22 protein-coding genes are annotated in these 20,961 nt (G+C 58.8%); 8 read left to right on the plus strand and 14 right to left on the minus strand.

The window, feature by feature from the left end:
• Positions 1 to 70: 70 nt before the first annotated feature.
• The gene (locus ASD36_RS05980; protein WP_060501021.1) at positions 71 to 1,462 is read right to left on the minus strand and encodes a M17 family metallopeptidase; all 1,392 of its coding nucleotides are present in this window, start codon (positions 1,460 to 1,462) and stop codon (positions 71 to 73) included.
• Between the two features lie 140 nt (positions 1,463 to 1,602).
• Between ASD36_RS05980 and ASD36_RS05985 the strand changes: the two genes are divergently transcribed.
• Positions 1,603 to 2,424: a tetratricopeptide repeat protein gene (locus ASD36_RS05985; RefSeq protein WP_060501023.1), complete on the plus strand. Its 822-nt coding sequence runs from the start codon at positions 1,603 to 1,605 to the stop codon at positions 2,422 to 2,424.
• Between the two features lie 221 nt (positions 2,425 to 2,645).
• On the opposite strand, the gene ASD36_RS05990 is transcribed toward ASD36_RS05985, so the two are convergent.
• The 9 genes from ASD36_RS05990 to ASD36_RS06030 all read right to left on the minus strand — a co-directional run bounded on the left by ASD36_RS05990 (position 2,646) and on the right by ASD36_RS06030 (position 11,618).
• Complete coding sequence (locus tag ASD36_RS05990; protein WP_060501025.1) at positions 2,646 to 3,632, minus strand: type II secretion system F family protein; 987 nt, start codon at positions 3,630 to 3,632, stop codon at positions 2,646 to 2,648.
• Between the two features lie 13 nt (positions 3,633 to 3,645).
• Positions 3,646 to 4,656 (minus strand): type II secretion system F family protein, encoded by a 1,011-nt coding sequence (locus ASD36_RS05995; protein ID WP_060501027.1) that lies wholly within the window; start codon positions 4,654 to 4,656, stop codon positions 3,646 to 3,648.
• Positions 4,657 to 4,664: 8 nt separating this feature from the next.
• Positions 4,665 to 6,131, minus strand: a complete 1,467-nt coding sequence (locus tag ASD36_RS06000; protein ID WP_060501029.1) for a CpaF family protein — start codon at positions 6,129 to 6,131, stop codon at positions 4,665 to 4,667.
• 31 nt (positions 6,132 to 6,162) lie between these two features.
• On the minus strand, positions 6,163 to 7,452 hold the full coding sequence (locus ASD36_RS06005) for a CpaE family protein (RefSeq protein WP_060501031.1): 1,290 nt from the start codon (positions 7,450 to 7,452) through the stop codon (positions 6,163 to 6,165).
• Between the two features lie 30 nt (positions 7,453 to 7,482).
• Complete coding sequence (locus ASD36_RS06010; RefSeq protein ID WP_060501431.1) at positions 7,483 to 8,190, minus strand: CpaD family pilus assembly protein; 708 nt, start codon at positions 8,188 to 8,190, stop codon at positions 7,483 to 7,485.
• Positions 8,191 to 8,250: 60 nt separating this feature from the next.
• On the minus strand, positions 8,251 to 9,771 hold the full coding sequence (locus ASD36_RS06015) for a type II and III secretion system protein family protein (RefSeq protein WP_112834703.1): 1,521 nt from the start codon (positions 9,769 to 9,771) through the stop codon (positions 8,251 to 8,253).
• A gap of 20 nt (positions 9,772 to 9,791) precedes the next feature.
• Positions 9,792 to 10,604, minus strand: coding sequence for a Flp pilus assembly protein CpaB (gene cpaB / locus ASD36_RS06020; protein ID WP_060501035.1), 813 nt, complete (start codon positions 10,602 to 10,604; stop codon positions 9,792 to 9,794).
• A gap of 177 nt (positions 10,605 to 10,781) precedes the next feature.
• Complete coding sequence (locus ASD36_RS06025; RefSeq protein WP_082511903.1) at positions 10,782 to 11,294, minus strand: prepilin peptidase; 513 nt, start codon at positions 11,292 to 11,294, stop codon at positions 10,782 to 10,784.
• A gap of 144 nt (positions 11,295 to 11,438) precedes the next feature.
• On the minus strand, positions 11,439 to 11,618 hold the full coding sequence (locus ASD36_RS06030) for a Flp family type IVb pilin (RefSeq protein ID WP_060501039.1): 180 nt from the start codon (positions 11,616 to 11,618) through the stop codon (positions 11,439 to 11,441).
• Positions 11,619 to 11,925: 307 nt separating this feature from the next.
• On the opposite strand from ASD36_RS06030, the gene ASD36_RS06035 reads away from it, so the two are divergent.
• The 7 genes from ASD36_RS06035 to ASD36_RS06065 all read left to right on the plus strand — a co-directional run bounded on the left by ASD36_RS06035 (position 11,926) and on the right by ASD36_RS06065 (position 17,564).
• The gene (locus tag ASD36_RS06035) at positions 11,926 to 12,351 is read left to right on the plus strand and encodes a pilus assembly protein N-terminal domain-containing protein (RefSeq protein ID WP_082511904.1); all 426 of its coding nucleotides are present in this window, start codon (positions 11,926 to 11,928) and stop codon (positions 12,349 to 12,351) included.
• A gap of 201 nt (positions 12,352 to 12,552) precedes the next feature.
• Complete coding sequence (locus ASD36_RS06040) at positions 12,553 to 13,164, plus strand: TadE/TadG family type IV pilus assembly protein (RefSeq protein ID WP_060501041.1); 612 nt, start codon at positions 12,553 to 12,555, stop codon at positions 13,162 to 13,164.
• A 10-nt stretch (positions 13,165 to 13,174) separates the two neighbouring features.
• Complete coding sequence (locus tag ASD36_RS06045) at positions 13,175 to 13,768, plus strand: TadE/TadG family type IV pilus assembly protein (RefSeq protein WP_060501043.1); 594 nt, start codon at positions 13,175 to 13,177, stop codon at positions 13,766 to 13,768.
• 159 nt (positions 13,769 to 13,927) lie between these two features.
• Positions 13,928 to 15,148, plus strand: coding sequence for a phosphopentomutase (locus tag ASD36_RS06050; RefSeq protein ID WP_060501045.1), 1,221 nt, complete (start codon positions 13,928 to 13,930; stop codon positions 15,146 to 15,148).
• Positions 15,145 to 16,113, plus strand: coding sequence for an adenosine deaminase (locus ASD36_RS06055; protein ID WP_060501048.1), 969 nt, complete (start codon positions 15,145 to 15,147; stop codon positions 16,111 to 16,113). Before ASD36_RS06050 ends, ASD36_RS06055 begins: the two co-directional genes overlap by 4 nt.
• Before the next feature lie 128 nt (positions 16,114 to 16,241).
• Positions 16,242 to 16,871, plus strand: a complete 630-nt coding sequence (gene upp, locus ASD36_RS06060; RefSeq protein WP_060501050.1) for a uracil phosphoribosyltransferase — start codon at positions 16,242 to 16,244, stop codon at positions 16,869 to 16,871.
• 177 nt (positions 16,872 to 17,048) lie between these two features.
• Positions 17,049 to 17,564 carry a TIGR02281 family clan AA aspartic protease gene (locus ASD36_RS06065; RefSeq protein ID WP_060501052.1) on the plus strand — a complete coding sequence of 172 codons (516 nt, stop codon included), beginning with the start codon at positions 17,049 to 17,051 and terminating at the stop codon, positions 17,562 to 17,564.
• Here the strand turns inward: ASD36_RS06065 and deoA are convergent.
• From deoA to ASD36_RS06085, 4 genes are all read right to left on the minus strand, one after another.
• Entirely contained in the window at positions 17,554 to 18,873 is a 1,320-nt protein-coding gene (gene deoA / locus ASD36_RS06070) for a thymidine phosphorylase (protein WP_060501054.1), read from the minus strand. The two genes, ASD36_RS06065 and deoA, sit on opposite strands and share 11 nt — an antisense overlap.
• Positions 18,870 to 19,643, minus strand: coding sequence for a deoxyribose-phosphate aldolase (gene deoC, locus ASD36_RS06075; protein ID WP_060501434.1), 774 nt, complete (start codon positions 19,641 to 19,643; stop codon positions 18,870 to 18,872). The genes deoA and deoC overlap by 4 nt, the downstream gene beginning before the upstream one ends.
• A 137-nt stretch (positions 19,644 to 19,780) precedes the next feature.
• Entirely contained in the window at positions 19,781 to 20,572 is a 792-nt protein-coding gene (locus ASD36_RS06080; protein WP_060501056.1) for a purine-nucleoside phosphorylase, read from the minus strand.
• On the minus strand, positions 20,569 to 20,961 hold the full coding sequence (locus ASD36_RS06085; RefSeq protein ID WP_060501058.1) for a cytidine deaminase: 393 nt from the start codon (positions 20,959 to 20,961) through the stop codon (positions 20,569 to 20,571). Before ASD36_RS06085 ends, ASD36_RS06080 begins: the two co-directional genes overlap by 4 nt.

Genomic DNA, 20,961 nt, shown 5'->3' on the forward strand with positions numbered 1-20,961 from the left:
GATCCTTCGGCTTTGTTGGAGGCATGCCCCTGTTCGCATGGACAGGGGCATGTTTTTTCAAGAGGACCGGCTATTTCTTCCCATTGGCGATCAGATGATACAGCGCCCGGATGGCTTGTGCCTCGCCACCCAGCGGCGAATGCGGACGCTCGGCCGGTGTCCAGCCGAAGATGTCGAAATGCGCCCAGCTCTTGGCATTGGTCACAAAGCGCTTGAGAAAAAGAGCCGCGGTAATCGAACCGGCCATACCACCCGATGGGGCGTTGGTAAGGTCGGCGATACGAGCCGAGATATCCTTCTCATAGCCCTTGTAGAGCGGCATGCGCCACATGGGATCATCAACCGTCAGACTCGATTCCGTCAGGTCGTGGGCCAGATCCTCGTCGTCGGTGTAGAACGGCGGCAGATCGGGACCAAGCGCGACGCGGGCAGCACCCGTCAGCGTCGCCATGTCGATCAGCAGGTCGGTGTCTTCTTCGTCTGCGTAGGCCAGCGCATCCGCAAGGATCAACCGGCCCTCTGCATCGGTGTTGTCGATCTGCACCGTCAGGCCCTTGCGGCTGCGGTAGATATCGCCCGGGCGGAACGCATTGGCGGAGATCGAATTCTCGACCACGGGCACAAGCACGCGCAGATCGACCTTCAGCTTGGCATCCATGATCATCAGGGCAAGGCCCATGACATTGGCAGCGCCGCCCATGTCCTTCTTCATCAAAAGCATGGAAGCCGCCGGCTTGATATCGAGACCGCCGGTATCGAAGCAAACGCCCTTGCCGACCAGCGTCACCTTGCGGTGACCTTTCTTACCCCAGCGCATTTCAAGCAGCCGCGGCGCCTCGGCGCTGGCGCGGCCAACCGTGTGGATCAGCGGAAAATTCTGCTTCAGCAGATCGTCGCCTGAAACGACGGAGACCTGGGCCTTGTAGGATTCTCCCAGCGCCCGGAACGCTTCTTCCAGCGCATTTGGCCCCATGTCGTTGGTCGGCATGTTGATCAGATCACGGGCAAGGAAGACGCCTGCGAGCTGCCGCTTGATATCGGCGGCATCGGCATCGGCCGGAATCATCAGGGTCGGTGCTTCCTTACTCGCAGCCTTGTACCGGTCGAAGCTGTACGAGCCTAAACCGTAGCCCAGCGCTAACCGGTTTGCCGTCAATGGCGCGGTCTCGATATGCCATTTTCCAGCCGGTAATGTCCGCGCCAGCTTACCGGTCAGAAACGGCGCTTCCGAAGGATTAGCGCCCAAGCCGAACAATGCACCCCCAAGATGGCCGTCTTCGGAAGGGATCAAGAGCACAGCGCCGGACTCTGCCTTGAAACCAGCCTTGCGGGCCCAGTCGAGCGCGATGGGATCGATGGCGCCGATATCGATATGGGCCGGTGTTACCGCGAAGATCGGCAGGGTTTTGCCGCCGCTGGTATTGAACGGCGACGGACGGTCGATGAATTGATAGGGGGCCATGGAAATCCTTCGGAAGAAGCGGTGCAGAATCACTCGATTAACGCTCTGTTAGGGTTAACAGATTATTGCTGGAGTGAAGATTGCGCCGATATGTTGGGTTTTTTGTCCGGTGCTTGAGAAAATGCTGAGGGGCATTGGCAATGAATTCACACGGACGGACGTCTTTTTCGAGCAGCCGCTTCCTGCGAGGAACTGCGATGGTGATCCTTTCCGTGACGCTGGCCAGTTGCGGCACACAGAAGAAGGAGCTGACGACAGGCTCCATCCCCTCCGCCAATTTCTCCAAACCTGTCCAGTCGATGAACGCCACCGAGCTTTCAGCGGCAGCCGAAAGCATCGGCAAGGCCTATGAGCGGAATCCCAAAGATCGCGCCGCCGGCCTGAACTATGCCAACATGCTGCGCATGACCGGCCGCAACGACCAGGCGCTGGCCGTAATGCAGCAAGTGGCGATCAACTTCCCCACCGACCGCGAGGTCCTTGCCGCCTATGGAAAGTCGCAGGCCGCCGCGGGTCAGCTTGAGCAGGCTCTGAACACGGTTACACGCGCCCAAACCCCCGACCGGCCGGATTGGAAGCTGAAATCAGCCGAAGGCGCGATCCTCGACCAGCTTGGCCGCGCCGGCGAAGCGCGCCAGCGTTACCGGGAGGCGCTCGACATTCAACCGAACGAGCCGACGGTTCTGTCCAATCTCGGCATGTCCTATCTGCTGAACAAGGATTTGAAGACCGCCGAGACCTATCTGAAGTCAGCCGTCAGCCAGCCCGGCGCAGACAGCAGCGTGCGCCAGAATCTGGCGCTCGCCATCGGTCTACAGGGACGCTTCCCAGAAGCCGAACAGATCGCCCGTCAGGAGCTTTCGCCGGACCAGGCCGAGGCCAATGTCAAATATCTGCGTTCGATCATGTCGCAGCAAAACGCCTGGCAGAAACTGGCCAAGGACGACAAGGGCACGAACTGAGCCCTTGCTGTTTTCGAGCAGCCCCCCCGGGCGCGCCGTCATAAACAAGCAATAGAATATAGCCCTCAGGCGGCGATACGTTCCCCGCGCCGAAGGTTGATGGGCTGCGGGCCAGCCGCGCCCTCCGCTCCCATTCGACAGGACAGAGAACGGCCGCACGTAAAATGCGGATTGCGCACTTCCATCTTTTGCCGTGCTTTGATGCTTGCCAAAGAGCCGGATCAGAACTTGTCGGAAACCTGGATACCAGCAGGGCCGAGAATGACGGCGATCAGCACGGGCAGAAAGAACAGGATCATCGGCACGGTGAGTTTCGGCGGTAGGGCCGCAGCCTTCTTTTCCGCCTCGTTCATGCGCTGGTCACGGCTTTCCTGGGCAAGCACACGCAGGGCCTGGGCGATCGGAGTACCGTAACGGTCAGCCTGTATCAGGGCCTGCACGACTGATTTCACGTCGTCGATCCCTGTCCGGAGACCGAGATTTTCCAGCGCGACACGCCGTTCCGGCAAGAACGAAAGCTCCGCAGTGGTCAGGACCAGTTCTTCTGCCAAAGGCGCTGACTGGTCGGCAATTTCATCGGCCACGCGCCGCATGGCGAGTTCCAGCGAAACACCCGATTCCACACAAATCAACGTCAGGTCCAGCGCATTCGGCCATGCCCTGCGGATCGAGTGCTGGCGCTTGTTTACGGCATTGGAAATGAAGATGTTCGGCGCATAAAAACCGAGATACCCACTGCAGATGACTGCCAGAAGCCGAATGGTGAATGGCTTTTCGGCAAGGTAGCCCAAAAAGAAAATATAGAAGGCACCCACGGCAAGGAACAGGAAGGGAAGGCAAAAGCGAGCCACGAGAAACATGTTCAGCGCGTTCTGCGACCGGTATCCGGCCGACTTCAACCGATTGACCGTATTCTCATCGACAAGCGCCTTGCGCAGATTGAGCTTCTCGACGAGTTGGCGGACTGACGTGTTGTTCTGTGATCGCAGCAATGCCTTGCCGGCGCCAATCTCTGCATTCAAGCGCACGCGCTCTCGTGCCCGGATCGCATCCCGCTCGGTCGCGACAGACTTCATCCGCTTTTCCAGATTCCCTCGATCCAGAAATGGAACTGCGAGCGAATAGAACGTCGCCAGTACCGCCACCGCCACCAGGAAGGCGACAATAATGTTCGGATTTGTCAGGGTACTGATCATGTCCTCGCTCATGCCGGACCCTTTCCTAGATGTCGAAACTGATCATGTTGCGCATGACCCAGATGCCAATGGACATCCACACCCCTGAACAGGCCATGATGAGATGCCCGCGCGGATCCGTGAACAGAATCATCATGTAATCCGGTGATGTGAGGTAAACCAGCAGCATAACAATGAACGGCAGCGCTCCGATAATACAGGCCGAAGCCTTGGCTTCCATCGACAGTGCCTGAACCTTGGCCCTCATCTTCTTGCGTTCACGCAACACCTTCGAAAGATTGCCGAGCGCCTCGGAAAGATTGCCGCCGGCCTGTGCCTGAATGGCGATGACAATGGCGAAGAAATTGACCTCCGGCAGCGGAATGGTGTTGATCATCCGTGCACAGGCTTCCGGAACACTCAGGCCGACCTGTTGTGCCTCGATGATGCGCTTGAACTCGGTCTTGACCGGCTCCCTGCCATCGTTGGCGATCAGGCGGATGGCATCGTTCAACGGCAGGCCCGATTTGATCGAGCGGACCATGATGTCGAGGGCATTCGGAAACTCAGTCAGGAATGCCTTGGCGCGCCGCTTGACCATGAAATTGATAAACCAGCGAGGAAAACCGGCGCTTGCGACGAGAAAAATCCCGGTGATGACCAGCAGCTTCATCCCGGCAATCAGCGCCAGGAAACTGGCCATGACGCCAAAAACAACACTGGCGATGTAGAACTGCGAGATGGAGATCTTGAAGCCGGCCTGAATAAGCCTCACCTTCATGCTCGGCTTTGCCTTGGCCGATTTTTCCTGCTGCTTTTTCTCAAGGTCCTTCAGAGAATCCTGAACGGATTTCCGCCGTTTGGACATTTCATTCACGCGGTCGCGTGCGGCCTTGATCTGAACCCTGTCGGTTTCGGCGGATGTGACCTTGCGGACGCGGCTTTCGGCTTTCTTTTCAGTCTCTATGCGCGTGAACAGAATTCCATAGGCTAGTCCGGCCGTCGAAAGCGCGACGAGACCAACGATCGCCAGAATGGTGATGTCTATTCCGAACATGAAGACCCTCAGTCCTTTTCCATCGCGTCGAGCGTCGCGGCCAGCCGTTTGTCCTCGTTAAAATAGCGGGCTCTATCCCAAAAATGCGGGCGGCCAATCCCTGTCGACTTGTGCCGGCCAATGATCTTGCCATTGGCGTCTTCGCCTTCCAGTTCGTATCGCATCAGGTCCTGCGTGATGATCACGTCACCTTCCATGCCGATCACTTCGGTAATGTGGGTGATGCGGCGGGAGCCATCACGCAGACGTGTGGCCTGAATAATGACATCGATGGAGCCGGCGATGATTTCACGTACGGTCTTTGCCGGAAGCGTGAAGCCGCCCATGGCGATCATCGATTCCATACGGCTCAGGCATTCGCGCGGCGTGTTGGCGTGGATGGTACCCATCGATCCGTCGTGACCGGTATTCATCGCCTGCAACAGGTCGAAGACTTCCGGTCCGCGGACTTCGCCGACGATGATGCGTTCGGGCCGCATACGCAGGCAGTTCTTGATCAGATCGCGCATGGTGATCTCGCCCTCGCCTTCGATGTTCGGCGGGCGGGTTTCAAGACGAACCACGTGCGGCTGCTGCAGCTGCAGTTCGGCCGTATCCTCGCAGGTGATAACGCGTTCTTCGAGATCGATATACCCGGTCAGGCAATTCAGAAGCGTTGTCTTGCCGGAGCCGGTACCCCCGGAGATAACGATGTTGCAACGAACGCGGCCGATGATCTGGAGAAGAACGGCACCTTCCGGCGTGATGGCACCGAACTTGACCAACTGGTCGAGCTTCAGCTTGTCCTTCTTGAACTTGCGAATGGTGAGCGCCGTGCCGTCGATCGCAAGCGGCGGGGCGATGACGTTGACACGGGAACCGTCGGGCAAACGGGCATCGCAGATCGGCGAGGATTCATCGACGCGACGGCCAACCTGGGAGACGATACGCTGGCAGATCGACAAGAGCTGGGCATTATCGCGAAACCGCACCTCGGATTCGATCGTCTTGCCGTTCACTTCGATAAAGGTCTGGCCTGCGCCGTTGACCATGATATCGGCGATATCGTCGCGTGCCAGAAGCGGCTCCAGTGGACCGTAGCCGAGAACGTCATTGCAGATATCCTCAAGCAGTTCCTCCTGCTCTGAGATCGACATCGCGAAGTTCTTGATCGTGATGATATCGTTGACGATATCGCGAATTTCTTCACGTGCGCTCTCGTTGTCGAGCTTGGCGAGCTGCGAGAGGTCAATCGTATCGATCAGCGCCGAGAATACCTGGGACTTGGTATCGTAGTAATCCTCTGTGCGGGCGGCTTTCTTGCGGGCCGGCGGAGGAGCCGGCACCGCCCGACTGACAGGGATCGTTTCGCGAACGGGTTCGGCAAGCACCGGCGCGCTCGGACGCTCGGCAACCGCCACGGACGTGGCCGGTTGCATGGTGGAGCCTATGGATCCACCCTTTCCGAAGCCGTCGTTTCCTCGTTTACCAAACATGTGCTCAATCCGGTTTCCGTTTGACTGTCAGTTACTTGCGCCCAAGCATCCCGAGAACTTTGCCAAGGCCACCCTTCTTGGCTTTCTTGGCTGTTGCCCTACCCGTCAGGAGATGGGCAAGCTGCGAGAAGGTCTCGGCCGTCGGTGCTTTCTTGTCGATCTCGGCAATCATCCGGCCGCTATTGGCGGCATTACCAAACAGGACGACGTCGAACGGAATGATCGCAACCGGCTCGACTTCAAGGGAATCGCAGAAATCGTTCGGCGATATTTCGGGTCGCTTCGGCAGTCCGACCTGATTGAGCACCAGATGCGGCATCTTGTCGTTCGGCCGGATCTTCTTCAGCGAATCGAACAGGTTCTTGGCATTGCGCAGGTTGGCGAGATCAGGCACTGCGGTGATTACCACCTCGTCCGCCTCCGCCAGCACCGTGCGGGTCCAATCAGACCATTGATGCGGTACATCGAGCACGGAGACCGGAGCATTGCGCAACAGGATTTCCATCAACGGCTGGAAGGCCGTCGCGTCGAAATCATAGGGCCGATCAAGCATTGACGGCGCTGCAAGCAGCGATAGCCGCTCGGAGCATTTCGTCAAAAGCCGGTCGAGAAACATTTCGTCGAGCCGTTCCGGAGAAAAGACTGCTTCGGAGATACCTTGCGGCGGATCCTGATCGAAATTGATATTGGCGGTGCCGTACGGCAGGTCGAGATCGGCCAGAACCACCTCGGTGGAAAACAGGTTGGAGATACCCCAGGCGCAATTATGCGCCAGCGTCGAGGACCCCACGCCGCCCTTGGCGCCGATAAAGGCAATGCTGCGGCCCAACGGTTCGGCTTCCGGATCGACGAAGATTCCCGCGATGGCACCAAGCACGTCGGACATGACCACCGGTGAAACGATATATTCGGAGATGCCGTTGCGGATCAGGTCGCGGTAAAGCGGGATATCGTTGTAAAGGCCGATGATGATGACTTTGGTGCTGGGGTCGCAGACCGCGGCAAGCGGTGCCAGCTCCTGCATCAGCGAGCGCGGTTCGGCTGACGTTTCAATGATAATCAGGTTGGGTGTCGGTGTCGCGGAGAACATGTTGGCAGCAGCGGCGATCGAACCGCTGTTGACCCTGAAGGTGACCTTGCTCATCCGCCGGTCCTGGCCGCACCGTTCCATCATCCGCTGCAAAGCCTCGGTCTCGCAGAAAGCATGGACAGATATCCGCGGGAGCGGCCGCAGGTGATCGACATCACTCGGGCGAACGGCATCGGAAAAGCCATCCGGTTCACCCGAGGCTGTTTCAATCTTGTAGTCAATCGTGCTCATCGTTCTATCCCGTCAAACCGGCCGGACGCGTCAGTTGAAGTTGATCGTAGTGCCGCCATCGTCACCACTGTCGATGCCGCGATAGTCCTTGATCACCTGACCGCGCTGTACCGCATCGATCGGCGACATGGCGCGCGGACCGAGGAGATCCAGCGGATTGGAAATCTGTGCCGCGAGGTTAGCCTGGCTGGCGCAACCGAAGTTCTCGTAATTCTTGTTCTCGATCGTGTTGACGACCAGATCCTTCGGCCAGTTGCCACAGGGCGCGGTCTTTGCGGTAATCGCCGTATAGCTCAGCCGCACCGGTGCCGCATCGCCATAGGGCTCGGCCTGATAAGTGACCTCGACCAACCGGTTGGCAGGCACTCCAGCCCCGACCAGAGCGCCTCGGATATCCTTGCGCAGCGATGATGCAGCCTCGGCGTTTGCGGACCCACGCGGCACCAGGATCTGAACCGTGCCCGTAGAGGAATTGGTATAACTCTGCGCGAAGCCGCGGATGACGTCGCGTGCACCGGCTGTCAGGCGCCTGTCGCTGGACCCCACCGGCACATCGATTGCATGCTCGGCTTCGGCGATCACGATCGGGTGGCGTGTCCGGTAATCGTCAGGCAGGGCACCCGTGGACATGTTGTCACGGTTGGCGCAGCCGGCAAGGCTGGTTCCGGCAACCAGCAGGGCGCCAATGGTTATCAGGCGTGCGAGGCGGGCCGGGCGTGCAAAAATGTTTGGCCGCATGATCGTGTGCCTTTTCATATCGCGGTTCAGGATGATCTTCGTTGTCATGTCCGCTCCCACCTACTTGTAAATGAAGCCGACATTGCCGTGATACTGCCCGGTGGGGGCTGCCTGGCGGGTGCCGTAGATACGATTGACTTCGCCGAGAAACGCGCTCGACAGATCGTCGGTCGGATTGAAATTGTCATCCGGGCGCGACAGGTCGCCGCGCGCGACCGGTTGGACCAGATAAGGCGTCGCGATGATGACGAGTTCCGTTTCGTTGCGGACGAAATCCTTCGAGCGGAACAGCGTGCCGAAAATCGGAATCTTCGAAACGCCTGGCAGGCCCGACATCGCCTGACGAATATCGTCCTGGACAAGACCACCGATAACGATGGAGCCGCCGGAAGGAAGCTCGACGCTGGTGGATGCCTTGCGGCGGCGGATCGACATATAGGTCTGGCCGGGGACATTGACCGCGTTGCCGTTGACGACCGATCCCTCGAATGTCGGCTCCGAAACCTCGGTTGCAATTTCCAGACTGATGCGGCCCGGCCCCAGAACGACCGGCGTGAAATCCAGGCCAATGCCATACTCGACGGTTTCGACGGTTCGGCTAAGGGTACCCTCATCATCGATTTCCTGCTCGGACGGCAGACGATATTCGCCACCGACGGAGAAACTGGCCTTCTTGCCGGAAATCGCCGTGAGGCTTGGCTCTGCCAGCGTTCGCATTACGCCAGCCTGCTCCATCGCATTGAAATAACTGGTAAAGCCCATAGATCCGGAACCGATGGAACCGCTGATCTGCGAGGCGAAAGCGTTGACCGCGTTGCCGAGATTCGCCGGATTGCGGAAAGTGATGCCGTTGCCGCTGGTCGAACTCTTGATCGAGCCGCTAAAGCCAAGCTGCTTGAGCACCTGGCGGGAAACTTCCGCCACCGTAACCTTGAGCATCACCTGGTCTTCACCATCGATCCGGAGAAGATTGACGATCTGCGAAATCTGACGGCGCTCGGCAAAGATGTCGGCGTCGCCATTGTTGCCCTGTGCGGTGATATTGCGCGTCGTTGCCTCACCGCCTTTGATGAAGGCCTGCGCAAGCTCCTCGACGCGCGTGGAATCCAATGGCGTACGAACCGTGCCCGTCAGAACGATGTTGTCGGAGATGATTTCGACCTTGATGTCGGAATCCGGCAGGAAGCGGCGGAGGTTGGCTTCAAGGCCGGAAATATCACGCTCGACTTCCAGGTCGAGGCTGACAATTTCCTCGCCACCCGGACCGAATACGAAAATATTGGTCTGGCCGACCATCTTTCCGAACAGATAGATGCGGCGCGAGCTTCGTGTCACGGCATCCGCCAGCGCCGGATCGGCGACAAGGATGTCGTGCGCGTCGGTCGGCAGATCGACGACAACAGCCTTGTTCAGCCCCAGCTTGATGGTTTTCTTGACCCCTGGTCCACTATCGACGATGCGTACAAGCGACTGCGACGCTGCTTCCGCAACGAAGGTTCCAGCTGGCATGCCTGAAAAAGCAAGGCAAAAGGCCAACCCACCTGCGACAGAGCTCCGAAATTTGTTTCCGATCCGCTTCACGTTCCGCTCCCGCTCACACATCATTTCGCTTGAACCATGGATGAGCTGTCATCGCTCTTGACGATAGAGCCCGACTTGATGACCTGAATTGAGGGCCGTCCGTCACCGCTCAGCAGATAATCAGCCCCGATCGTATCCGGCTCCTGTGCATCGGCGACGCTGCGCAACACCAGCGACAGGCGTTCTGCCATCTGCTGGGCGACCGTCATGACCTTCGACTGATCCGGTGTCAGTTCCAGCGTCGCGGTCGTCCCGACGACTGACTTGGAGCCATCTTCCTTTTCCTCGACCTGCTGATCGATGGCGAGAACGCGGACGTTGCTGAGAACGGTTTCGGTTAGGAAATTGTCGTCATTCTTGCGCACCATGATGACGTCGACGCGGTCGTTCGGCAGAATGAACCCGCCGGCGCCGGTCGCTACGGTAATTTCGGTTGCAACAGCGCGCTTGCCGGCCGGCAGCAGCGACGACATGATCCGGCTCGACGAATCCGCGATCTTTTCCTGCCGCACCGGCTCACCGTTAAAAATCGGCAAGCGGACAACGACGCCCTGGAGATCAGTGACAGCGTTCGGACGAAGCTCTTCGGTGATCAGGCCTTCGACGACACCGTTTTTGGGCCAGGAAATCCAGCGCACGGCATCCGGATCGAGCCTCGATCCCACGGGCAGGCTCTTGCTGGCCACCAGAACGTTGACGGTCGGCTCGCGCTCGATCACCGGCGCGGCTCGGCTGACCACGGTCTTGCCGCTGGTCAGCTTGAGTGCCAGGAACCCGGCCAGTCCTGCCGATGCGACAGCCACTGCCAGAATAATAACGCGCACCGGTTTCATGATCTTTCCCTGCAGCCCGAGAATATGCCCGCCGCAGATTGATCAGGAATTGGTGTAATTATGGTTAACGGACCACTTACATTCGTGGTTAACAAATGGTTCGCCTCAAAAAGGCGCAAAAATCATTTCAGATGTACCGCGAAGCGGACACCACCGGTTCAGAATGAAACGAAGAGATTAATGCAACCGGGCAAGCGCGGCCATCATCAGCGGCGATGACGGATAGGCAAGGAAGCCCCCCAACCCGATGGCTATGCCATAGGGAATCTTCTTGGCTGTGAACAGCAAATGCGGAACCGGAAGCCCGGACGCCAGGATCGTATTTTCGCGGCCGCGCAACATCAGGATCAGGATTGTCAAAACACCGCCGAAGAACGACACATAAACGAGAAACTCAATCAGCGAAAAATTGAGGCCGAACCAGACAGCGCTTGCCGTCAAGAGCTTGGCATCGCCACCACCCATGGTGTTCATAGCAAACAGGGCGAAGCACACGGCGAAAACGATCAGGCCGGCTGCCAGATGCATGCCGATCACCGGCAGGCTAAGCCCCGCAAGAGGCGCGACAAGCACAAATGCACCCAACAGGATTGCCGGCACCCGGTTCGGGATCGTCATAGTCAGCAGATCGCAGATGGCTGCGATAGCCAGGCAAAGCGGCACGATTACAAAAATAATAGCCTGTGCCATCCCGCTCTCCAAATTGCTGATTTCAATCTACGCTACTGCACTTAAAAAAGTTGAAACAACGCTGCGAAAGAACATTCATGCAGCCGCAATAAAAAAGCCGCTTCCACCGGGAGCGGCTTTCTCAAAATCAAACTATTTAAAGCGTTACGACGGCTGATTGTTTTCCAGTGTGGTTTTCAAGCCTTCGAAGGTCGTGTTCAACTGCGAGCCAAGCGCCCCTGCGCCGGCGATCAGGGCAACAGAGATGAGGGCAGCGATCAGGCCGTATTCGATCGCGGTCGCGCCGGACTCATCCTTCATGAAACGTGCGAAAGTCTTGGTCATGGTATCTCTCCTACTTCACTTGTTTGTTCAGCACTTCCGCCAACTGTTTCCGTTGATCGGATGAGCAGAACCTACAGAGCGTGAATTTCAATTCGCTTAAAGAAAAGAGTTACCGTCGCGTTAACAGTTGACACCCGGTTTCATGGTGAAAAATCCAATAACCCAAAGTATAAAATGCCAGCTCTCTCCAGCTTCCCTCGTTGCTTGAGCATGATGTGCACTTTTGAGTGTCACCGACAACATCGATTTAACGCTTCATTCACCAAACCATAGGATGCTTGGGAAATCACATCGTCAGGAAAAAGCCATGAAATTGCAAAACACAGCCATCAGCGTGCGGTTGCTGACTGCGGCCCTCGCAATTCCGGCTTTTATCGGTTCATTTTTGGCGCCTCCGGCGACCGCAGCCGACGAGATGCTGAATGTCTTCATGAATCAGGCGCGTGTACTTAAGCTCGACCGGCCAGTCAGCAAGGTCATCATCGGCAATTCCGATGTCGCCGATGCCACTGTAGCGGATGCGAAAACCATCGTTCTGACAGGGCGCTCTTTCGGAACGACGAACCTTGTCATTCTCGATACGGATGGAAATGCGATCGTCGACGAGCGCATTCTGGTTTCAATCGACGAAGGCAATACGGTGCGTGTCTATCGCCAGACGGTCCGCTCGGTACTTTCCTGCACACCCAATTGCGAAGAGCACGCAACGCAAAAGACAACGGTTGCAAACTGAAGGCCAGTATCTGCAAGTGGCGCATACAACGATGAGCGCCAGGGGCAACGGCATGAACGCCGTAACCGGGGGTAAGATCTGGCCGCCAATCCTTATCATCCGGTAAGGGTTTCCATTCAAATTATTCTCACCATTGCATACGAAATATCAACAGTCGCTTCCTAATATGCCTCATCGTATGGCGCATTGCGGAATGGCGAAATGTTCAACAACCATGGTGAAGAGACTGCGGCTGGTCAGATTGACGGCTCTAGGCGCACCCGCGGCCCGCTGCGGCGTTTATTCAAAGATAAGTCCGGCACATCGGCGATTGAATTCGCCCTTCTCGCCTTGCCATTCATGATGGTCATCTTCGCCTCGCTTGAGACATTTACGGCGTTCACGGCCGAACAACTCCTCGCCAATGCGACCGAAAACATGGCCCGCAAGGTGCGAACCGGCCAGATTACCGCCACCAACACCACCAAAGAAGATTTCCGCAAAGCCTTCTGCGCCGAGATTTCGGTGATCATGACCTGCTCGGCGACCGAGGCTAAGACGCCGTCAAAACTGTTCATTGATGTGCGAAGCTTTGCGGATTTCTCCAAAATTCCGAACGCTCTCCCGCGAAAGAACGGCGATCTCGACACATCCGGCTTCCAGTTTACACCGGGTGGGCCGACGACAATCACTATCGTCCGTGCCTATTATCGCTGGGAAGTCATCACCGATCTCGTCCGCCCCTACATCACCAATTTACGCCCCGCCGGAACCAGTATGCCGAACGACTACCTGATGGTGGCAACATCGGCCTTCCGCACCGAAAGCTACTGAGGAGCAGGCCATGCGTTACCATAAGGCATTGTTCTGCTGGAAACTGGAGGCCTTCAGGGCGCTTTGGCGAGACCGGAAGGGAACCGGTGCAATCGAATTCGCGATCATCGCGCCGTTGTTGATCATGGCCTATATCGGTTGCTTCGAAATCTCGGTCGGCTTTAATGTCTCCCGGAAAGTGGCGCGCGCCTCAAGCACCGTGGCCGACGTGCTGACTCAAATGCCAAGCGTCGACAAAACCACTCTCGAGGGCATGAAAGCCGTCGCGAATAGCGTCATGTCTCCTTTTGGAATGGCCAATTACAAACTGAAAATGACTGGTATCAAGATGACCGGCCCCGGCGTCGGCAAAGTGGCCTGGTCTTATGATCAGGCGGGCACTGCCCCTTACAAGAAGGACTCTGTCGTCACCATGCCGAGCGATATCTCTGCCGTAGATACCTTTATCGTGCGATCGGAACTGGTCGTTCCACATGAGATCCTGCTCTTTGCACCGGGGCTCTCCGCAAGCGCGGTCAATAGCATCGATATTTCCAGCACCGCCTATTTCCGCCAGCGCGTCGGTGCCGAGATAACATGCGGCGATTGCCCGGTCTTCAAGTAAAAACACGCCGCTCCAATCTTAACCGAAATCCGCCAGCGATCTGGCCAATTGCAATATGTGCCGCGCCGGAGTATTTCTGCGCGGTTTCAGTCCCGCTGTGATCGCGTGGAATGAAACCATATATTTGTTCTGTCTCTCCGGCAGCATATTGGGTGGTTTATGGCGCGTGCCTTTCTGTTCGTACTAGATTCCTTCGGCATTGGCGGGGCGCCGGACGCGGTCGAATTTGGTGACGATGGCGCCGATACGCTCGGCCATATCGCCGAGTTCTGCGCGGCTGGCGCCGGTGACCGCGAGGGCCTGCGCGAAGGGCCACTGACGCTCCCCAACATGTCGGCGCTCGGCCTGCTGCATGCGGCAAAGCTCGCCAACAAACGCCTGCCTGCCGGCATGCCGTTGCCGGAGCGCGTGTTCGGACTTTACGGTGCTGCAAGCGAAGTCTCGCGCGGCAAGGATACGCCCTCCGGCCACTGGGAAATTGCCGGGACACCGGTGAGATTCGACTGGGGGTATTTCCCCGCCGAAGGTGACGCCTTCCCGGTCGAACTGGTCGAAGCGATCTGCCGCGAAGGCGGTGTCCCCAGTATTCTCGGCAATTGCCATGCCTCCGGCACCGACATCATCGAGCGATATGGCGAAGAGCATATGCGGACCGGCAAGCCGATCTGCTACACTTCGTCGGATTCCGTCTTCCAGATCGCCGCGCACGAACACTCCTTCGGCCTCGAACGGCTCCTGGAATTCTGCCAGGTCGTGCGCCGGCTGCTCGACGATTACAATATCGGCCGCGTCATAGCCCGGCCCTTCGTCGGCAGCACGCCAAAGGATTTCGTCCGCACCGGCAACCGCCGCGACTACTCCGTGCTGCCGCCCGAGCCGACCCTCCTCGATCGCCTGAAGGAAGCCGGGCGTACCGTGCACGCTGTCGGCAAGATCGCCGATATCTTCGCCCATCAGGGCATTGGCCGCACGATCAAGGCCAATGGCAATATGGAGCTGTTCGAGGCGACACTGAAAGCCATGGATGAAGCTGAGGACGGCGATCTGGTTTTCACCAATTTCGTCGATTTCGACATGCTCTACGGCCATCGCCGCGATGTGCCGGGTTATGCCGCCGCCCTTGAAGCCTTCGACCAGCGGCTGCCGGATCTGGACCGCAAGCTGAAACCCGGCGACATCGTCATCCTGACCGCCGACCATGGTTGTGATCCGACCTGGCGCGGCACCGATCATACGCGTGAACGCGTGCCGATCCTCGTCTTCGGCCCCGGCATCCGCACCCGCTCGATCGGCGTTCTGCCGAGCTTTGCCGGGATTGGAGAGACGATCGCCAAACATCTGGGCCTTGCCCCGGGTCTGCATGGGAGAAGTTTTCTGTGACCGCATATCTGAAGAAGGCCGAACTGCATTGCCATATCGAAGGCGCCGCGCAGCCGGCACTCGCTTTGATCATGGCGAAAAAATACAATGTCGACATCAGCGGCATCATCAAGGACGGGGCCTATGTCTGGGCCAATTTCAGCGAATTCCTGAAATGCTATGACGCCGTTGCCGAACTTTTCCGCACGGAAGAGGATTATGCGCTTCTGGCCGAGACCTATCTGACCGAGCTTGCACAGGCGGGCACGATCTACAGCGAGATCATCGTTTCGCCCGATCACGGCAACACGATCGGCATCGGCAGCGATGCCTATATCCGCGGGCTTGCCGCCGGTATTGCCGCAGCCAAGGAAAAGACAGGCATCGAAGGCCGGATGATCATCACCATCATCCGCCACATGGGGCCGGAGGCCGCCGAGCGGACAGCGCTCTATGCGGCCAAGCGCGAACATCCGCTAGTCACCGGCTTCAACCTCGCCGGCGACGAGCGCATGCACACGGTCGCCGATTTCTCTCGCGCCTTCGATATTGCCCGAGATTGCGGTCTCGGCCTGACCATTCATGCCGGCGAAATGGCGGGCGCCTTCAGCGTGCGCGATGCGCTCGATCATGTCCGCCCATCGCGCATCAGCCACGGCGTCCGCGCCATCGAGGATGCAGATTTGGTCAGGCGGATCGCAGACGAAGGCGTGGTGCTGGAGACCTGCCCGGGCTCCAACGTGTCGCTGCAGGTCTTCCCGGATTTTGCCGCGCATCCGTTGCGCGCACTTCATGAGGCCGGATGCCGGGTGACGCTCAACTCCGACGACCCGCCGTTTTTCCATACATCGCTGAAGCAGGAATACGAGATCGCCTCGCAGGTGATGAGCTTTAGCGACGAGCAGATCAATGGCATGACCCGCACGGCGATCGAGGCGGCTTTTGTCGATGAGCCGACACGCGCGCGTCTCCTGGCTTCTCTTTAAAGCCCCGCGCCGCTCTTTGGACCGCTCGGGCTGGGGATGACGCCGTAAAGCGCCGTTCTGGCCTTGCGGCGTCTCGCCTTTCCGTGAAAAAAGGATTTAAAATCCAGATCCCGCAGGAGGGCTTGGCCATGGACGGCGTTACAGTCATCAATCACCCGCTTGTGCAGCACAAGCTGACCATCATGCGCAAGAAGGAAACCTCGACAGCGGGGTTCCGCCGCTTGCTGCGCGAAATATCCACGTTGCTCTGCTACGAGGTTACCCGCGACCTCGAGCTGACGATGGAAACCATCGAAACGCCGATGCAGACCATCCAGGCGCCGGTTCTCGAAGGTAAGAAGCTGGTTTTTGCGTCCATCCTGCGCGCCGGAAACGGCCTGCTCGAAGGCATGCTGGAACTGGTCCCCTCCGCCCGCGTCTCGCATGTCGGCGTCTACCGCGATCATGAAACGCTGGAAGCGGTCGAATATTACTTCAAGGCGCCGGAAGCGATGTCCGAACGTCTGGTGATCGTCGTCGATCCGATGCTGGCGACAGGCAACTCGTCGATTGCAGCCATCGACAAGCTGAAGGAGCGCGGCGCGAAAAACCTGCGGTTCCTCTGCCTGCTGGCGGCCCCTGAAGGCATCAAGAATTTCCAGACCGCGCACCCGGATGTGCCGATCTTCACCGCGTCGATCGACAGCCACCTCAACGAGCAGGGCTATATCGTGCCGGGTCTCGGTGATGCCGGTGACCGGATGTACGGCACGAAGTAAGCCAAACGGCCGGTCTGACACAAACTCGGCAGACGGCAGGGCTGACCGGGCATTGCGGATTCCTTAACCAGATTCAAAACTCGACAGGCGGCCGCCGGAAAACCCGGCGGCTTTTTGCATCCTGTTAGCGAGCTTCGTGCTTAGCTGTGGAGAGGTTTCACTTACGGGGGTCGATCGATGCTGGTTCGTATGGCTGTCTTTGCAGGAGGCATCGCTGCCGCCGCCATGATAGTGCCGAACCTTGCCACGTCCTATCTCGATCGACCGCAAACCGGCACCGCCGTTAAACCGGCCCAGGTAAGCCCGGCGAAGTATGCCGGTGGCAAAGGTGTGATCCTGCAGCCGGGTCCCGGCGGGCATTTTTCAGGAACATTCACCATCAATGGCCGCAAGGCGGACGGACTGGTCGATACGGGCGCCAGCGTCGTTGCCATCAATGTATCGACGGCACGGAGGCTGGGCGTCTCCACAGCTTCATTGTCCTTTGACGCCAGGGTTAATACCGCCAATGGCATCGTCAAGGCTGCCGTCGTCATGCTGGATCGTGTCGAGATCGGCACGATTGCGGTCAAGGACGTCCAGGCGATGGTCCTGCCCGACAAATCGCTGTCAGGCATGCTGGTGGGCATGAGTTTTCTTACCAAGCTCTCGTCCTACAAGGTCGAGGACGGTGCGCTGCACCTTACCCGCTGATCTTGGAAACAATCACCGGCCGTTCCGGCAACGCGTCGCTGCCGATCCTGTAGATCTCCTGTAGCCGGGCACGCGCCTTCAATGCCTGATCTTCGCTGGCCGCATGAACAAAGGCGAAAGGTTCACGCTTCTCAACCCTTGTCCCAAGCGGTTTCAAGCCGCTGAAACCGACACGATGATCGACCGCCTCGTCCGGCCGTGTCCGGCCTCCCCCGAGTGCAATGACCTCCATCCCGACATCGCGGGCATTGCAGGATTGAAGATACCCCTCAATTGGCGCTTCGACGGGCAGAATGACCGGCGCTTTCACCAGGTAAGCATGCGGCCGGCCGATGAAATCAGCCGGACCGCCGAGCAAGTGAACCATTTGGCCAAACCGCTCCAGCGCTGCACCGGTGCCCAGCGCCTGGCGAGCAAGATCAGTGCCCTCTGCGGGACTGGCCGCGAAACCGGATGTCATCAGCATCTCCGCCGCGAAGGCCATCACCACCGCCTCAAGGCGGGTCCCGGCTTTTTCGCCGCGCAGGAAGGCGACGCAATTTTCGATTTCCACCGCGTTTCCAGCGGCATCGGCCAGGGGTTCGTTCATATCGGTGATCAGCGCCGTCGTCTTGACGCCAGCGCCATTGGCGACACCCACCAGCGAGCGGGCCAGCGTCTCCGCCTCCTCCTGCCCGACCATGAAGGCGCCATTGCCGATCTTGACGTCCAGCACCAGCGACTGCAGTCCCGCTGCCAGCTTCTTTGACAGTATGGAGGCGGTGATCAGCGGCACGGAATCAACCGTCGCCGTTACATCGCGGATGGCGTAGAGCCGCCGGTCGGCCGGTGCCAGATCGGCCGTCTGGCCGATGATGGCGCAACCGGCCTGCTGAACGGTCCGGCGGAAAAGTGCTTCCGAGGGCTTGATATCGTAGCCCGAAATCGATTCCAGCTTGTCGAGCGTGCCGCCGGTATGGCCAAGGCCGCGCCCGGAAATCATCGGCACGGCCAGTCCGCAGGCGGCGACGATCGGTGCCAGCATCAGCGATACGTTATCGCCAACACCACCTGTCGAGTGTTTGTCGGCAACCGGCCGGCCGATATCGACCCAGGACAGCACGTCGCCGCTGTCGCGCATGGCAAGGGTCAGCGCCACCGTTTCCTCAAGGTTCATGCCGGAGAACCAGGTGGCCATGGCAAAGGCCGCTACCTGTCCTTCGGAGATCGATCCGTTCGTGAGGCCACGGATAAAACCGGCGATATCGGCTTTGTCGAGCGTCTCGCCGTTCCGCTTTCGCCGTATGACCTCCTGCGGGATCATGATCAATAGGCCGTCGCGCCGGCCACCGGCTCGCGACCGTCCAGTACCGAGAGGATATCACCGAGCAGGCCGGAGGCACCGAAGCGGAACGTCGAGGGCATCGGCCAGTCCGGGCTGTGAATCGTCGCAGCAAGATTGAGGTAGAGGCGGGCATCGCCAACGGTGCGAACCCCACCGGCCGGCTTGAAGCCAACCTTGCGGCCGCTTTCGCGGATGCAGGTGAGCATGATATCCGCCGCCTCGAGCGTTGCGTTGACAGCAACCTTGCCGGTCGATGTCTTGATGAAATCAGCGCCCTCCTGGATGGCGATATGGGATGCGTTGCGGATCAGACCGCGATCCTTCAACTCGCCGGTTTCAAGGATAGTCTTGAGCACGACAGGCGCCGGGCAAGCTTTCCGCACGGCGGATATCATCGTGCGGACGGCCTGTTCGTCGCCCGCCATGAAGGCGCGGTAGGGGATGACCAGATCGATCTCGTCGGCGCCATCGGCAATCGCCTGCTGCGTTTCGGCGACAACGGTTTCGACAGGCAATTCACCCGAAGGGAAATTGACGACCGTTGCGATCTTAACAGCGCTGCTGGACCCAAGAATTTCTCGCGCCTGGGCAACAAAGCGCGGCCAGATGCAGATTGCTGCCGTATGTCCATGCGGCGTACGGGCAGAGGCGCAGAGCTTTTCAATCGCCTCGGGTGTGCAGTCGTCCGTCAGGTCGGTGAGATCCAACAGGGACAGCGCTAGTGCGGCTATCTGGCGATTGGAAGCTTCAAGCATCATGGTGTCCGTCCATTTCTAGATCGCGATCAATCGTGAGCGGAGCTGCGACCGGTCACGAATGGTTGTTCTATACGCTTGAGACGGCCGCGCAAACCCGTCTTGCGCGCCACTGCAACTGTGAAAGCCTGGTCAGGCTAAGCGGAGATCATTTCCGCAAGGATTGAAGCCAGCCGTTTGCCGCCGATGGGGGCCATGTCCTTGGTCTCGTGATGGCTGAGTTCGCCGCCCGTCATGCCCGCTCCGAAATTGGTGATAACCGAGGCGGCTGCAACCTTCAGACCGAAAAACCGGGCAAGAATGACTTCCGGTACGGTCGACATGCCGACGGCATCCGCACCAAGAATACGGGCCATGCGGATTTCGGCCGGCGTTTCGAAATTGGGGCCGGAAAACCACATATAAACCCCTGAGCCCAACGGAATATCCAGTTTGATCGCCGCAGCGCGCATGCGCTCGACAAGGCCCGGATCGTAAGCCGACGTGAGGCCGACGAAGCGATCATCGCTGTCGATACCAATCAGCGGGCTGGTGCCGGAGAAATTGATATGGTCGGTGATCTGCATCACCGAGCCCGGCGGCAAGTCTTCCCGCAGAGATCCGGCCGAATTGGTGAGGATCAACGTTTCGACGCCGAGCGCCTTCAATGTCTCGATCGGCGTGCGCATCGCATTGGCATCGCCACGCTCGTAGAAATGCACCCGGCCTGAGAGGACGATAACCGGAACGCCGCCGATCCTGCCAGCAACCAGCTCGCCGGCATGGCCCGATACGGCGCTGATCGGAAAGCCCGGTATATCGGCATAGGATATCCGCACGGGATCCGTGACCGCATCAACCAGCGATCCAAGGCCCGAGCCGAGCACGATGCCGTAGCGTGGCGACAGGCCGGCAAGCCTGGCCTTCAGCATATCTGCAGCGGCCGTCATCCAAAAACCTCGGTCTCGAAGGAGTGCGGCAGAAGATCCGACATCGACAAGGTCTTCTTCACACCCGTTTCATCGCAAAGGAAAATAAGGGTGCTGGCCCCGGAAAACTCCGCAAGCCGCTGGCGGCAGCCGCCGCAGGGGGGGCAAAGTGCCAGCTTCTCGGCGATGACAGCGACTTCGACGATCTTGCGCTGTCCGGCCATCACCATGTGGCTGATCGCAGTCGTCTCGGCGCACCAGCCCTCCGGAAAGGACAGGTTCTCGATATTGGCGCCGGTATAGATCCGGCCATCCTCGGCGCGGATGGCAGCGCCGACGGGGAACTTCGAATAGGGCGCATGGGCTTTTTCCATCGCCTCGCGGGCTGCCTCGAAAAGTTCGTTCTCCAT

It is taken from the genome of Rhizobium sp. Root1334, assembly GCF_001426665.1.
Taxonomy (GTDB): Bacteria; Pseudomonadota; Alphaproteobacteria; order Rhizobiales; family Rhizobiaceae; genus Pararhizobium.